General features: G+C 70.3%; 15 protein-coding genes and 1 pseudogene. 10 read left to right on the top strand and 6 right to left on the bottom strand.

Annotated elements, in window-relative coordinates:
• Nucleotides 1-158 precede the first annotated feature (158 nt).
• Nucleotides 159-1,742 (bottom strand): helix-turn-helix domain-containing protein, encoded by a 1,584-nt coding sequence (locus tag OG266_RS18930; protein WP_371547154.1) that lies wholly within the window; start codon nucleotides 1,740-1,742, stop codon nucleotides 159-161.
• Nucleotides 1,743-2,039: 297 nt separating this feature from the next.
• Here OG266_RS18930 and OG266_RS18925 point away from each other — a divergent pair, with 297 nt between their 5' ends.
• The 4 genes from OG266_RS18925 to OG266_RS18910 all read left to right on the top strand — a co-directional run bounded on the left by OG266_RS18925 (nucleotide 2,040) and on the right by OG266_RS18910 (nucleotide 6,178).
• Nucleotides 2,040-3,446 carry a cytosine permease gene (locus OG266_RS18925; protein ID WP_371547151.1) on the top strand — a complete coding sequence of 469 codons (1,407 nt, stop codon included), beginning with the start codon at nucleotides 2,040-2,042 and terminating at the stop codon, nucleotides 3,444-3,446.
• Between the two features lie 35 nt (nucleotides 3,447-3,481).
• Entirely contained in the window at nucleotides 3,482-3,988 is a 507-nt protein-coding gene (locus OG266_RS18920) for a nucleoside deaminase (RefSeq protein ID WP_371547148.1), read from the top strand.
• Complete coding sequence (locus tag OG266_RS18915) at nucleotides 3,985-5,334, top strand: amidohydrolase family protein (RefSeq protein WP_371547146.1); 1,350 nt, start codon at nucleotides 3,985-3,987, stop codon at nucleotides 5,332-5,334. The genes OG266_RS18920 and OG266_RS18915 overlap by 4 nt, the downstream gene beginning before the upstream one ends.
• Before the next feature lie 73 nt (nucleotides 5,335-5,407).
• Nucleotides 5,408-6,178: an aminoglycoside phosphotransferase family protein gene (locus OG266_RS18910; protein ID WP_371547144.1), complete on the top strand. Its 771-nt coding sequence runs from the start codon at nucleotides 5,408-5,410 to the stop codon at nucleotides 6,176-6,178.
• A 16-nt stretch (nucleotides 6,179-6,194) separates the two neighbouring features.
• Here OG266_RS18910 and OG266_RS18905 read toward each other — a convergent pair whose 3' ends face one another.
• Entirely contained in the window at nucleotides 6,195-6,374 is a 180-nt protein-coding gene (locus OG266_RS18905; RefSeq protein WP_371547142.1) for a DUF397 domain-containing protein, read from the bottom strand.
• A gap of 10 nt (nucleotides 6,375-6,384) precedes the next feature.
• Nucleotides 6,385-7,230, bottom strand: a complete 846-nt coding sequence (locus OG266_RS18900; RefSeq protein WP_371547139.1) for a helix-turn-helix domain-containing protein — start codon at nucleotides 7,228-7,230, stop codon at nucleotides 6,385-6,387.
• Between the two features lie 245 nt (nucleotides 7,231-7,475).
• On the opposite strand from OG266_RS18900, the gene OG266_RS18895 reads away from it, so the two are divergent.
• Nucleotides 7,476-7,865: an ATP-binding protein gene (locus tag OG266_RS18895; protein WP_329546170.1), complete on the top strand. Its 390-nt coding sequence runs from the start codon at nucleotides 7,476-7,478 to the stop codon at nucleotides 7,863-7,865.
• 14 nt (nucleotides 7,866-7,879) lie between these two features.
• On the opposite strand, the gene OG266_RS18890 is transcribed toward OG266_RS18895, so the two are convergent.
• Nucleotides 7,880-8,779: an aminoglycoside phosphotransferase family protein gene (locus tag OG266_RS18890; RefSeq protein WP_371547136.1), complete on the bottom strand. Its 900-nt coding sequence runs from the start codon at nucleotides 8,777-8,779 to the stop codon at nucleotides 7,880-7,882.
• Nucleotides 8,780-8,936: 157 nt separating this feature from the next.
• Between OG266_RS18890 and OG266_RS18885 the strand changes: the two genes are divergently transcribed.
• The 4 genes from OG266_RS18885 (at nucleotide 8,937) to OG266_RS18870 (ending at nucleotide 12,615) form a co-directional block, all read left to right on the top strand.
• Nucleotides 8,937-9,485: a hypothetical protein gene (locus OG266_RS18885; RefSeq protein WP_371547133.1), complete on the top strand. Its 549-nt coding sequence runs from the start codon at nucleotides 8,937-8,939 to the stop codon at nucleotides 9,483-9,485.
• A 64-nt stretch (nucleotides 9,486-9,549) separates the two neighbouring features.
• Nucleotides 9,550-9,885 (top strand): helix-turn-helix transcriptional regulator, encoded by a 336-nt coding sequence (locus OG266_RS18880; protein WP_266456696.1) that lies wholly within the window; start codon nucleotides 9,550-9,552, stop codon nucleotides 9,883-9,885.
• On the top strand, nucleotides 9,885-10,604 hold the full coding sequence (locus OG266_RS18875) for a cation transporter (RefSeq protein ID WP_266456690.1): 720 nt from the start codon (nucleotides 9,885-9,887) through the stop codon (nucleotides 10,602-10,604). The genes OG266_RS18880 and OG266_RS18875 overlap by 1 nt, the downstream gene beginning before the upstream one ends.
• A gap of 190 nt (nucleotides 10,605-10,794) precedes the next feature.
• Nucleotides 10,795-12,615, top strand: a complete 1,821-nt coding sequence (locus OG266_RS18870; protein ID WP_266456680.1) for an APC family permease — start codon at nucleotides 10,795-10,797, stop codon at nucleotides 12,613-12,615.
• A 113-nt stretch (nucleotides 12,616-12,728) separates the two neighbouring features.
• On the opposite strand, the pseudogene OG266_RS18865 reads toward OG266_RS18870, so the two are convergent.
• Together OG266_RS18865 and OG266_RS18860 are read right to left on the bottom strand one after the other, a co-directional pair.
• Nucleotides 12,729-12,977, bottom strand: a pseudogene (locus OG266_RS18865) (leucine zipper domain-containing protein); the annotation flags it as partial.
• A complete protein-coding gene (locus tag OG266_RS18860; protein WP_371547128.1) occupies nucleotides 12,977-13,774 on the bottom strand; it encodes an alpha/beta fold hydrolase in 798 nt (265 codons plus the stop codon). The pseudogene OG266_RS18865 and the gene OG266_RS18860, both read right to left, overlap by 1 nt.
• A gap of 36 nt (nucleotides 13,775-13,810) precedes the next feature.
• Here OG266_RS18860 and OG266_RS18855 point away from each other — a divergent pair, with 36 nt between their 5' ends.
• Entirely contained in the window at nucleotides 13,811-14,431 is a 621-nt protein-coding gene (locus OG266_RS18855; RefSeq protein WP_371547126.1) for a TetR/AcrR family transcriptional regulator, read from the top strand.
• Nucleotides 14,432-14,439: the final 8 nt, after the last annotated feature.

Raw genomic sequence — 14,439 nt, 5'->3', positions numbered from 1 at the left:
AGGGAGTCCGGGGGCCGCCCCGTGTCTGACTGAGACCCGGCTCCTGATGAGACCTGGCTCCACGAGGTGCTCCGCAGGTTAGGTGCGGTATGTGGGAGATCCCGGGATGTGTGCTGGGAGGTCCTTGTGTAACCGGCCCGTGCAACCGGCCCGGTCGCTCACGTGATGCTGAGCGCCAGGCAGAAGTCCACCCGGTCGCGCAGGGTGGCCAGGCTGTGGCCGGTGAGCTGTTCGACCCGTTGGAGCCGGTATCGCAGGGTGTTGACGTGCACGTGGAGCTGCTCGGCGCAGCGGTGCCAGGAGCCCGAGGCGTCGAGGAAGGCGGCCAGGGTGCCCACGAGGTCGCTGCCGTGCTCGGCGTCGTACCGCTCCACAACCCCGATGAGCCGCTCGCGGTAGAGCCTGCGTACGTCCTCGGGGACGGAGGCGAGCAGCAACAGGTACGAGGACAGGTCGTCGCCCGTCGCCGTGCGCACGGTGCCCGTGCCCAGGCAGGCGATGCGGTGGGCGTGCCGCGCCTCGTCGAGGGAGCGGCGCAGCCCGGCCGCCCCGGTGGCGGGTCCGCCGGTGCCGAGGGCGGCCCAGCCGGGGGCGAGGAGCGGGGTCAGGCGGGTGGCGGCCTTTTCGAGGTGCTCTTCGAGGTGGTCTTCGAGTTGGTCACTCGGGTGGTCTTCGAGGTGGTCGTCAAGGCGGGTCGAGACGGCGCCCGGCACCAGCATCACGTAACCGTCGTCCTCGGCGACCGGCGTGGAGCAGCCGGGTATCTGGTCGAAGACGTCCTCCAGGACGACCGCCGCGAGCTCGGCGCCGTACGGGCTGCCGGTCGTGGTGACGTAGACGCAGGTCAGCGGGGTGTCCGGGTCGAGGCCGAGGCTGCGCAGGCGCCCCTCGGCCGCCTCGGCCCGCCCCTCCCGTACGAGGGTGAGGGACTCGCGCAGGAAGCGTTCCTCGATGCGGCGGCGTTCCTGGCGGGCCACCCGGTCCATCGCGAGGAGCGCGCACACCTCGGTGGCGGCGTCCGCGACGCCCGGCGCCCAGTCGCGGAAGTCGCCGGCGGCGGCGAGGTAGGCGGCGGGCGGGCGCCTGGCGACCGGCGACTGCACCGGGAAGAAGGTCAAGTGGCCGCCGCCGGGCACCGGTTGTACGGAGGGGAAGGCGCCCGCGGCGAGCGCCTCGCGGTGCGCCCGGTCCAGGTGGTGGCCGGTCACTTCGGGTACGCCGCCCGCGGTGGCGCGACCGGTCGCGGACAGCACCGCGCACCACACGCCGGTGGCCCGCGCGAACACCTCGACAAGACCCTCGGGCCCGGCCCCCGACGCCATGCTCGCGACCAGGCCGCGGTGCAGGTCCGCGCCCGGTGAGCGGCGGGCCGGTCCGGCGAGCGCGGCGAGGACGGTCTCGGTCAGTGCCGCGTACGACACGTCGTCGCCGACCGTGAAGAGGGCGAGCCCGTGCCGCTCACAGGCCTGCGCGAGCGCGACCGGCAACATGCCGATGCCCGCGGTCCCGGCGACCAGCGCGGCGGCGCCCGCACCCGCGAGCGCGGCGACGAACGTGTCGGCGTCCCGCGGCTCCCGGTACCAGGTGGTGGAGGTGAGGACGAGTTCCCCGCCGTCGAGGTAGCGGCCCGGGTCGGGGAGGTCGGTCGTGTAGACGCCGCGGATGCGCGGGGTGCGGGGGGTGCCGGGCACGACGGGGACGAGGCCGAGGCGGGGGATGGCGAGGAGTTCGGTCAGCAGCATCGGTGGTCGTCCTCCCTGCTGCCGAGGCGGGCCGAGGCGCTTGCACGCCCTTGCCGGTCTCTTCGACGCATCGGCGCTTGTTACGGGCGTGCACACCGGCGGGCACGGGGTTTGGAGAACAGTACAGGCGGAGGGGGCCAGGGATGCCTGTCGTCTGTAGGGCGGTGCAGGTCCGCGCGGGCCGCGCGACGAGTTCACTGATGGTCACCCGCCCGAACCGCATGCTCCGCTCCCTCGCACCCTGGACGCTCCCGCGCCTCGTCCGGTGCGCTCCCGTCGTCCCATGAGGAGACCGCCGTGCAAACCGAAACCCTGGCCGGCGCCGAGAAGTCCTTCGGCGCCGAGAAGCCCTTCGGCGTCGAGCGAGCCGGAGCCGAACCGGTACTGCCCGACCACCGCCACGGCCGCCCCTGGTCCCTGTTCACGCTCTGGTTCGGCGCGAACGTGCAGTTCGCGACGCTCAGCGTCGGCGCCCTGTCAACGTCCGTCTTCGGCCTCGACCTGCTCCCGGCCGTCCTCGCCATCACCCTCGGCACGCTGCTGAGCTCGGCGCTCGTGGGCCTGTTCTCGACCCGGGGCCCGCTCACCGGAGTGCTCCAACTCATCCAGTCCCGGGGCCCGTTCGGCCGCCTCGGCAATCTGCCGTCCGCCGCGTTCACCGTCGTCAACGGCGTCGGCTGGTGCGTGGTCGACACCCTGCTCGGCATCTTCATCCTGCGCGACCTGACGGGGATGGGCTTCGCCCCGGCCCTGCTGCTCATGGCGGCGGCCCAGCTGGCGATCGCGGTCATCGGCTACCGGATGATCCACTACGTGGAGCGCGCCCTCGCCGTCCTCCTGGTCGTCGTCTTCGCGGTCGTGTCGGTGTACGGCTTCGGCGACGCGCACGCCGCCGCCCCGGTCGAGCCCTTCGACGGGACCACCGCCGCGTTCCTGCTCGTCGTCGCGGTCACCGCGGCCCGCGTCATCGGCTGGTCCGCGTACGCCTCCGACTACAGCCGCTATCTGCCGGCCACCTCCGCGCCGAAGCGGGTCTTCCTCGCGGCGGGCGGCGGCAGTGCGGTCGCCGGTGTGTGGATCGGCGCCCTGGGCGCGGCGATCGGCACGGCGGGCGCGCTCGACAACCCCAGCTCGATGGTGAGCGGCCTGCTGCCGGACGCCCTCGGCACCGTCGTACTCCTGTCTCTCCTCCTGTCCACGCTCGCCTCGACCGTCATCGACCTGTACTCGGGCGCGATGGCCGCGCTGGTCGCCGGGTTCACGATCCCGCGCTGGGTGTCGGTCCTGGTGGTCGGCGGGCTAGGCACGGCGATCTCCTGGTACGCCGGACACGGGGACTTCGCCCAGCAGTTGCAGGACTTCATGCTGATGACCGGCTACTGGCTGGCGCCTTGGGCGGCGGTGATCGTGGTGGCGTACTGGGGACGGCAGCGGGGGACGTACGACATCTCGCGGCTGTACGACACCGGGCACCGCCTCGGCTGGGGGCTGCCGTCGGTCCTGCTCGCCCTGCTCGTCGAGATCCCGTTCATGAACCAGTCCTTCTACACCGGGCCGCTCGCCGAGGCGCATCCCGCGCTCGGTCCGCTGGGGCTGTTCGTCGGGTTCGTGGTGGCGGGGGCGGCGTACGGGGGGCTGTCGGCGTGGCGGCCGGTGAGGGTCGTTGACGCGCCGGAGCCCCGGGTACCCGTGATCGCCGAATAACCCCTTCCCGTACGTCAGTTGAGGAGTCAGCCACTGTGAACGACACCCCCACCGCCGCCGACGAGAAGTTCCTTCTCACGGCGATCGAACTCGCTGCCCGCGCCCGCCGGGACGGCAACCATCCCTTCGGTTCCCTGCTCGTCCTCGACGGCTCGGCGGTGCTGGAGGCGGGCAACACGGTGGTGACGGAGCGGGACGCGACCGGGCACGCCGAGACCAATCTCGTACGCCTGGCGACCCGGACGTACACGGGTGCGGAGCTGGCCCGCGCCACCCTCTACACCAGCACCGAACCCTGCGCGATGTGCGCGGGCGCCGTGTACTGGAGCGGGATCGGGCGGGTCGTCTACGCCCTCGGTGAGGACGAACTCCTCGCCCTCACCGGCGCGAACGACGAGAACCCGACGATGGCGCTGCCCTGCCGCGAGGTGTTCGCGGCCGGGCAGCGGACGGTCGAGGTGGCCGGGCCGTGCCTGCGGGAGCGGGCCGAAGCCGTGCACGCCGACTTCTGGAACCGACCCCGCGAGGAGACACCCGAATGACCCGCACCCGTACGTTGATCCGCAACGGCATCGTCATCCCCTGCGAGGGCCGCAAGACGGTGTACGACCCCGGTTCGGTCCTCGTCGAGGACGGCAGGATCGCCGCCGTGGGAACGGTGGCGGAGCTGGACGCGGCCGCCGCCGACGCGCAGGTCGTGGACGCCACCGGGCACGCAGTGATCCCCGGCCTGCACAACACCCACCTCCACTCGGGCCTGTTGCGCGGCACGGCCGAGTCCAAGTCCCTGTGGGACTGGCTGCGCGATTACGTCGACCCGGCCCACAAGGCGCTCACCCCCGAGATCGCGGAAGCCGCATCCCTCCTCTGCTACACGGAGTCGCTGCGCGCGGGCACGACGTCGGTGATGGACATGTGGCGCCACATGGAGGGTTCGGCACACGCGGCGGAGCGGGTGGGCATCCGCGCGACGCTCGTCCCGTACGTGGCCGACCTCCCGGGCTACGACTACTTCGAGACCCTGGAAACGAACCGCCGGCTGCTTGAGCACTACCGCACGTACGCGAACGACCGAGTCCGCTCCTGGGTCGGCCTGGAGCACCTCTTCTACTGCAGCCCGGAGGCGTTCAAGGCCGCCGCGGCGCTCGCGGACGAGTTCGACACGGGGCTGCACACCCACTCCTCCGAGACCATCTGGGAAGTGGAGGAATCCCTGCGGCAGTTCGGGCGCCGCCCGATCGAGGAGTTCTACAACCGGGGGATCCTCGGCCCCCGCACGGTCGTGGCCCACTGCGTCTGGCTCGACGACCGTGAGATCGAACTCCTCGCCGGGACGGGTACGAGCGTCGCCCACTGCCCCTGCTCCAACATGAAGCTCTCCTCCGGCCCGGCCCGCGTCATCGACATGCGCCGCAAGGGCATCGCGGTCGGCCTGGGCAGCGACGGCGAGAAGGAGAACAACAACCTGGACCTGCTGGAGGAGATGAAGTTCGCGTCGCTGTTGCAGAAGGTCTCCACGCTGGACCCGACGACGGGTGACCCGTGGGACATCCTGACGATGGCGACGTTGGAGGGCGCACGAGCCCTGGGCCTGGACGGCGAGACAGGCTCCCTGGAACCGGGCAAGAAGGCCGACATCGTCACCGTCGACCTCCGCAAGCTCCACACCACCCCACTCCTCCACGGCGAGGACTTCAACGCGGTGGCCCACCTGGTGTTCTCGGCGGGCTCGGCGGACGTCGACCACGTGTGGGTGGACGGACGCCAACTGGTCGCGGGCGGACGGGTGTTGAGCGTCGACGCCGAGCAGGTCCGGCTGCGCGCGCAGACAGCGGCCGAGGAACTCTTCCGGCGCAGGGCGGCTCTTGTGTCCCCGTCCCGCCCCTGAGCCAATGGTTGCCGTGCGTCGCTGCCGGTGATCGACGTACCGCGTGTCCGGGCGGCTGGGTAGCGTGACGCGCGTGCCGGATGAGGAAGTGATGCAGGACGGGGCCCATCGCCGGGTGGTGCGGATCGGTGACACCGTCCGCAGGCCCGTGCAGCCGTGGACACCCACCGTCCACGCACTGCTGCGACACCTGGAGGAGGTCGGGTTCGCCTACGCACCCCGGCCGCTGGGGATCGACGAGGAGGGCCGGGAAGTCCTCACCTATTTCGAGGGTGACTCCGGGGCGTCGGGCTGGGCCAAGGTCGTCGAAGACCAGGGCCTGGCCAACTTCGCCCGGCTGCTGCGCGATTACCACGACGCCTGCGAGGGCTTCTCGCCTCCACCGGACGCGACATGGTCCACGGGCACGGGCGGCCCCGGCCACGAAGAGGTCGTCTGCCATGGGGACTTCGGCCCCTGGAACGTGGTCTGGCAGGGCAACCGCCCGGTGGGAATCATCGACTGGGACTTCGCCCGACCGGCGCCTCCCCTGCACGACGTGGCCTACGCACTGGAGTACGTCGCCCCGTTCCGCGACGACGCCGAGTGCCTGCGCTGGCTGCGGTACCCGGCGCCGCCCGACCGCCGCCTCCGGCTGGAGCGCTTCTGCCGCGCGTACGGTCTCGACTCGACCGAGGGGGTCGTCGACGCCGTCATCGCCCGACAGCGGGAGAACGCCGCGCTCGTACGGCAGTTGGCCGAGCGGGGGCACGAGCCCCAGGCCACCTGGGCCGCCGACGGGCTCCTCGCCGAACTCGACGACCGGATCGGCTGGAGCGAGGCGCATCGGCACCTGGTCGAGTAGGCGGCGTCCGCGCGGGTCAGGACCTCAGGGTGGTGAGGAGGGCGCGGAGGGCGGTGGGGGTGGGGGTGAGGATGGTGGTGGGGTGGTCGCTTTCTCGGAGGTGGAGGGTGGTGGGGGAGGTGGCTATCTCCAGGCAGTCTGTGTCCCCGGCCCCTCCCGAGAACGACGACTTCTGCCAGTGGAGGGCTTCAGACACGGGAGGCCTTTCACAGGTTCTGGGCGATACGGCGGATGAGGTCGAGGGAAGCATCCTGCGGGAGGGCGGTGCTGTCCACGCGTTCGAGCAGGGCTCGGTAGCGGTTCAGTTGGGCCTTGGCATCGATGAACTCGGCGCCGTGCGTGGTGTCGATCTGCACGGTGTCCAGTTGGGGGACGACTCCGCCAACGTACTGCATGGGAAAACCGGCGCCCGCGAAACCGTCGGCCGCGAACGGGATCACGCGAAGGGTGACGTTCGTCCTCTCGGACGCCTGGAGGAGGTGTTCGAGCTGAGCGCGGGCAACCTTGGGACCGCCGACACGCATGCGTAGCGCGGCCTCGTGGATGATCGCGTCGTACGGCATCCCGGATTCGAGTACCTCCCGGCGCCGCATCCGGAAGGAGACGCGAGCCTCGTGCTCGGCTTCTGGACGCTCCGGTTCGACGAAGGTCGAGGCTGCGCGTACGTAATCCTCGGTCTGAAAGATCCCGGGGATGTGCACGACCTGGAACGTGCGGACGTACGACGCATGGTGCTCCAACTCGGCAAGGTCAAGGCCCTTGGGCGGTAGGACACCGCGGTACTCCTCCCACCAGCCCTTTCCTCGTTCGTTCACCATCTCGACCAGTACGTCGACGAGTTGGGTGTCGTCGCAGGCGTACAACCCGGCGAGTCTGCGCAGTCGCTCCTCACTGATCCCGAACCGCCCGGACTCCACATGGCTGACCTGGGTCGGGTTGGAGTTCAGGAATTCGGCAGCGGCTCGATTCGATACACCGGCGGCCTCGCGCAACTTGCGTAGCTCGGCCCCCAATCGCACCTGGCGTGCCGTGGGATTGGGCCTCGGCGGCATGTCGTCCTCCATGTGATCGGTTCCGAGTCTGACGGAACAGGTTGTTACGGCACAACCTGTTCCGCTATCGTCGCAACGTACCTCACGGAGAGTGTCGGACTGACTACTCATCCGCAACTCTCCCCTGCGTACTGCCAGTTGGAAGTGCCACCACGGGCCGTCGACACCCGAGGCGAGGCCACTAGCGCGGCAGGGAACTGACCACCCCTCGTGCCCCCTCACCGCAACGGAGTTGACGGAACCCCATGCCCGAATACGCCCTCTTCTGCCCGCCCTCGGACACGTCCCCCCACGTCGCCCGCGACTTCGTCGCCTCGGTCCTCCGCGCCTTAAGACTCGACGCCCTCGTGGACACGGCAACCCTCTGCACCTCCGAACTCGTCACGAACGCCTGCGTCCACGCGAAGGGCGGGGGCTCGGCGCTGTGGCTCTCAGTGGATCCCGCACGCGTACGAGTCACCGTGTTCGACGGGGACGAGAACCCGCCGGTGATAAGGGAGTTGACCCCCGACGGCGGGGAACTGGGCGGCCGGGGCCTCCACCTGGTGGACGCCCTCACGGACGGCTGCTGGGGCACCGCCCCCGCCGCCCCGGAGGGCAAGGCGGTGTGGTTCTACCTGCCCGCACCGAGGTGAGCGAGATGCCGGGCTCAGCCGATGAGGGCCCCCGTGATCTGACGGGTGGTCTGCGCGGCGACCCGGGGGCTGATGGCGGCGTAGGAGGTGTAGGCGTTCAGGCCGGTGGTCAGGGCCCAGCCGCGGCCCCGGGTCCAAGTGGCGTCGTCCACGTCGAGGGCGGTGCGGAAGGCGGCCCGGGTGTCGGCCGACATCAGGGTGAAGGCGATGATCAGGTCGCGGGCCGGGTCGCCGATGCCGAGTTCGCCGAAGTCGATGACCGCGCTGAGGCGGCCGTCGACGGTCAGCAGGTTGCCGGTGTGGAAGTCACCGTGGAACCAGACCGGAGGGCGGTCCCATCCGGGGGCGTCGAGGGCCGCCGTCCACAGTTCGGTCATGGCCGCGGCGTCGAACACGTCACCGACCTCCGCGATGGCGGCCCGCGTCGCCCGGTCCCGGTCGGCCAGCGATCCGGCGGTGAGGTCCTCGCGGGCGCCCTGGGCCGGGATGTCCTCGGGCGCGAACCGCTGAAGGGCGGTCAGGAACTCTGCCAGTCCGACGGCGGCCACGGACGATTCGGCCAGTAGCTCGACGGTCGCCACCTCGCCCTCCAGCCATCGGGACACCGCCCACGGCCACGGATAGCCGAAGCCGGGCTCACCCACGCCCACCGGCACCGGGACGGGCAGCGGCAGATGCGGGGCGAGCCGGGGCAGCCACTCGGACTCCTTCCTGGCCTGCCCGATGGCCCCGGAGTGACGGGGCAGCCGGACCGACAACTCCGGGCCCAGCCGGTGGATCACATGGTCCGAGCCGGCCGGGTCGACCAACTCCAGCGGCAGTTCGGCCCATTGCGGGAACTGCGCATCGACCAGACGCCCGACCAGGGCACCGTCGATCGAGGGACGGGTGTCCGCGGTTCTCTCGGTCGTCAACAGCAGCTCCTGCGGTCGGTCCGCTCCGGCGCGGCGGACAGCCGGGGCCATCACAGTGCGTCGGGGGCCCGCATGTCGACCGGGTTTTCGCCCCGTGGACCTGCGTAGGGCATGGTGCGATGCTGATGCGCCTGGCGGAACAGTTGGGGGGCTGTCGATGAGCGCGCAGGACGTGGTGACTGTTTCCGTGGCGGTGCTGGTCCCCGTGGTGACCGCGGCCGCCGGTGTGGTGAGCCTGCGGGCGCAGGATCGGCGCGTGCGCCGCTCGCGAGCGGGCCGCCGCCGACTGGCCTTCGAGGACGCGACCCGGCAGGTGGCCTTCGCGGCCGAGTGGTGGAAGGCGAAGCAACTGGTCGCCGCGACTCCGGAAGCACTCCAAGGCCCGACCGCAGTGGCGAACGACTGGCTGGACGAGGCGTCCGCGCGGGTGACCGCGGCGGAGCAGGCGGACATCGACGAGGAAACCCGTGTCTCGGTCAGCAGACTGCTGCTGCTCTACCGATTCCACCGCTGGTCCGCGAAGGCCATCCGGATCGGCTTCTACGCGGCCCTGGCCTTCATGGCCACCGTGATCACAGTCGTCCTGAACGACGCCGAGTCCCGCGAGGCCGTCGGGTTCAACGTATGGGCGCTGACCTCCTCCGCGATGCTCGCGCTGTTCCTGCGCTTCTGGGCCGTCTCGGCGGATACCCCGGACCAGCGCTGAGGCCGCCGGATCCCTCACTGATTCACCTATCTTTGAATTCAGGAGATCCTGTACTCTCAAGTTCATGCTGACCCTGGCCACCGACCTCGACGCCCTCACCCGCTTCGGCCGCGCCCTGGCCGACCCCATCCGCTGCCGCATCCTGCTCATGCTGCGGGAGGCGCCGGCACATCCGGCCGACATGGCTGAGGAGTTGGGGATCTCGCGGACCCGGTTGTCGAACCATCTCGCCTGTCTACGCGACTGCGGTCTGGTCGTCGCCGTCCCGGTCGGGCGGCGTACGCGGTACGAGCTGGCGGATCCGCGGCTCGGACACGCGCTGGACGACCTGCGGAACGCCGTGGTGGCCGTCGAGACCGACCGCAACTGCCCCGACGCCGACGAGAAGGGCTGCTGCTGATGGTCTCCATATCCCTGGGGCCTTCGCCGGTCCGCCGGGACGCGCTGGCCCGGCGGATACGGCTCCTGGTCGCCGCGACGATCGCGTACAACGTCGTCGAGGCCGTCGTGGCGATCACCGCGGGGAAGCTCGCCTCCTCCAGCGCGCTCATCGGGTTCGGGCTCGACTCCGTCATCGAGGTGTCGTCCGCCGCGGCCGTCGCCTGGCAGTTCTCCGCGCGGGAGCACGCGGTTCGGGAGGCCCGGGAGAGGGTGACGCTGCGGATCATCGCCGGGTCGTTCTTCGTGCTTGCCGCGTACGTCGCTGTCGACGCCGTACGCGGTCTGGTGGGGGGTGGGGAAGCGGAGCCCTCCGTGCCAGGGATCGTGCTGGCGGCGCTGTCACTGCTGGTCATGCCGTTCCTGTCGGCGGCGCAGCGGCGTGCCGGGCGTGAACTCGGGTCGGCCTCGGCGGTGGCCGACTCCAAGCAGACCCTGCTGTGCACCTACCTGTCGGGGGTGCTGCTGGTCGGTCTCGTCGTCAACGCCACGCTCGGCTGGTCGTGGGCCGACCCGGTCGCCGCTCTCGTGATCGCGGCCGTCGCGGTCAAGGAGGGGCGGGACGCCTGGCGCGGGGAGGGGTGCTGCGCTCCGGCGTCACCTGCCGTGCCGCCGACGCCCGTTGAAGCCGGGGCGCCGGACGCCTGCGGCTGCAAGCCCGGCTGCGATTGCTGCGCCTGACCCCGCGCCTCTCCCGAGATCCCCCGATCCCCCGATCCCCCGATCCCTCGATCCCTCGATCCCCCGATCTCCAGAAGGACTGTTTGCCGAAGGGCACCCGCCCGTGGCGCGTCCTTGACCCCTCGCGGTGCCCCGGGCCGGTCACACTGACCTCGAACCGCCCCCCAGTCCCCGGCACCGCGAGGTCCCCATGGCATACGGTCTGGCCCGCCGCCAACTGAAGCCGAGAGTTCCATTGCGGCACGGGGAGGGCGACCGGTCCCATCTGACCAGCCTCGAAGGGCTCGCCGCGCTGTCGCTGGACGCGCTGAGTTCGGTGGCGTACGGACCCGAGGCGATCGTGCTGGTGCTGATCGTGGCCGGCACCGGGGCGCTGACCGCGACGCTGCCGGTGACGCTGGTCATCGCGGCGCTGCTCGCGGTGCTCGTGGTGTCGTACGGGCAGGTGATCGCCGTACATCCGGACGGCGGTGGCGCGTATGCCGTGGCCAAGAAGGACCTCGGGCCCCGGATCAGCCTGCTCGCGGCGGCCAGTCTCGTCGTCGACTACGTGCTGACCGTGACCGTCAGCCTGGCCGCGGGCGCCGCCAGTCTCGCGTCGGCCTTCCCCTCCCTCACCCCGTATCTGCTCGAGATCTGCCTGATCGGACTGGCCCTCCTCACGATCACGAACCTGCGGGGCGTCGCCGAGAGCGCGCGGGTGCTGATGCTGCCCACCGTGTTGTTCGTCGTGAGCATCTTCGGCATCGTCGTGCTCGGTCTGCTGCGCGGCCACCCGCTCGCGACCGTCGGGACCGCCCAACCCGTGCACGCCACCGAGGCGTTGGGAGTGGTACTGCTCCTCAAGGCGTTCTCCTCCGGCTGCTCCGCGCTGACCGGAGTGGAGGCCATCGCCAACGGCGTACCCGCGTTCCGCGAACCGCGCGTCAAGCGGGCCCAGCGCACCGAGTTGATGCTCGGCGGGCTGCTCGGGCTGATGCTGATCGGCCTCGCCGTGCTCATCCAGCGCGACGACGTGGTCCCGCGCGGCGGCGTCACCGTGCTCGCCCAGCTCACCGCGGGCTCGTACGGGACGGGATGGGCGTACTACGCGACCAATCTCATCGTCACGGCGGTCCTGCTCTTCGCCGCCAACACCAGTTTCGGCGGCCTGCCCGTGCTGATGAGCCTGCTCGCCAAGGACCACCGGCTGCCGCATCTGTTCGCGCTGCGCACCGAACGCCCCGTGTACCGCTGGGGAGTTGTGGCCCTCGCCCTGCTCGCCGCGCTGCTGCTGATCGCCGTGAACGCCGACACCCACCGCATGCTCCCCCTCTTCGCGATCGGTGTCTTCATCGGCTTCACCATCAGCCAGACCGGGCTGGTGCGGCACTGGGCGAAGGAGCGGCCGCCCGGCTGGCTGCGGCGCGCGGTGCTCAACGGATTCGGCGCGGTGCTGACGAGTGTGGCGTGCGTGGTGCTGCTGGCCTCCAAGTTCCTCGAGGGCGCCTGGGTGGTCGTCCTCGCGATTCCGCTGCTGATGCTGCTCTTCGCCCGCATCCAGCGTTACTACGCCGAAGTCGCCCGGGAGTTGGGGCTCGGCGAGATCCCGCCCCCGGTCCGCGTCACCGCCGACTCCCTCGTCATCGTGCCGGTCGGCGAGGTCAGCAAACTCACGCAGTACGCGCTGACGGCCGCCCGCGCCCTCGGCTCGGCGGAGGTCGTCGCGGTCGCCGTACACGGAAACCAGGCAAGGGCCCAGGCACTGAAGGCGAGTTGGGCCAGCTGGAATCCCGGCGTACGGCTGGACATCGTCGACAGCCCGCGACGCTCCCTCGTCGAGCCCATCGTCGACTACGTCCAGCGGGCGGCGGCGGGCGGACGACAGATCGCCGTCCTCATCCCCGAGGTGGAACCCCTCCACCGCCGCTACCAGATCCTCCAGAACCAGCGCGGCCTGCTGCTCGCGGCCGCGCTGAGGGCTCGTACCGATGTGGTCGTGTGCGTGGTGCCGTACCGGCTGAGCATCTAGCCGACCGCGGGTGCTAGATGTACGAGGCCATGACGTTGACCGCGGAGTGTAGGTACACGCACCCTCCACGGCCGGTCTTCTTCTTGTTCCGGCTGACTGCCCGGGAGTGGTCGCTGTCGGCGCATCTGCTCGATCCGCTCCACTACCTCGCCCGGTGTGGCGGTGGGTTGGCGGTGGGGTGTGGAGGACCGGTCGTGCAGGCCGAGCTCACCGTGACGGCGGTACCGGTTGACCCACTTGGTGGCGCATGCCCTGGAGATGCCCATCTCCGCGGCAACGTGGGCGATCGGACGTGACTGGCATCGCTCGACGAGTCGCCTGCGGCCCTCAACGGAGAGCGGTGCGTTGGCGTGGGTGCCCATCAGATGGCGGCGAGGTTGTTGAGCAGGTGGCCCAGCTCTGCCGACGCCTGAATGTGGGCCAGGTGGCCCTGGCCAGGGAGTTCGTGGACTTCGGCGTGCGCGACGTGCTGCCGCACGTGATCGAACGACGTTCCGTAGGGGGCTGTTCCGCGGTTGCACTGGCCGATGATCAGGTCCACTTGATCTGCCTGTCGCGCCATCACATCCGGAGGCGGCGCCGCGTTGAGCGCGCCGAGTTCGGCGTACAGCGGTTCGCTCAAGCGACGCAAGATCGCCCAACCGTGCTGATCGGCCTGAAGATCCTCGACATGTGCTGCGGAGAAGCCGGAGATCTGCCGATTGACGATCTCGACGCAGCGATCCCAGTCCGCCGTCTCCGCTGCGCTCTTCAGGTCCGGCACTGCATGGCGTCCGAATGGCTGCATCACCGGCTCGTAGGCGATCACATGGGGAATCGGGCGATCGTTGGCGGCCAGCAAGGTGATCAAGCCGCCGTAGCTCCAGCCGAAGAGCGCCCTCGTGCTGTCGAACTCGTCAAGGACCACGCCGAGGTCCTCGACCTCTGTCCGCAGCGAGTAGGAATTGGTCAAGGGCCCCGAGGGAGTGCGTCCCCGACGGTTTACGACTACCACTGAGGGCCAGGCCGCGATGGCGCCCACGACCCGGCGCCACGTGTGCGCATCGCTCATGACGCCCGGGACGATGACGAGGCCCGGAGCATCCCGCTCCCCGTACACATCGACCGTCACCCAACTGTCCCCGCCGACCGGCAGCCTCTTCTGAATCGTTCGCTCCATAAATCTATTATGGAGCGAACGATCTACAATGCAAGCGTGACCGAACGCAACCGTGGACGCCCCCGAGCCTTCGACCGCGACCGTGCGGTCCTCGAAGCCGCTCGCCTCTTCTGGCGACGCGGCTACTCCGGCACCTCGACCCGCGCCCTGACCGCGGCCCTCGGGCTCTCCACGTCCAGCCTCTACGCCGCCTTCGGCAGCAAGGCCGGACTGTTCGAGGAAGCGGTGCGGACCTACGCCGAGCGGTACCGCGAGATCTATCAGCAGGCTGTCGCCGAGAACGTCATCCAGACCGTCATCGAACGCATCCTGACCGACTCGGTGCACGAGTTCACCCAGCCAAGCGGCACGCACCCGGGGTGTCTCATCAGCAGTGCCGTGATGAGCGACAGCACGGGCACGCTCGATACCAGCGCCTACGTCGCCGAACTGCACAGCTCGAACGAGCAGGCCCTCCTTGTGCGCATCGAGCGAGCGATCCAGGACGGGGAACTGACCGCGGGCACCAACGCAGCGGTCCTGACCGGGCTCATCCAATGCGTCTGGCACGGATTGTCAGTGCGATCCAACGGCGACACATCTCGCGAGGACCTGCTCGCGACGGCGCAACTCGCTCACCAACTGATCTGCCAACAACTCACGTCATCAACGTCCTGACCCGCAAC

The sequence above is a fragment of the Streptomyces sp. NBC_00554 genome, assembly GCF_041431135.1.
In the GTDB taxonomy this organism is placed as follows: domain Bacteria; phylum Actinomycetota; class Actinomycetes; order Streptomycetales; family Streptomycetaceae; genus Streptomyces.
This window is presented reverse-complemented; position numbering and strand designations above follow the sequence as displayed.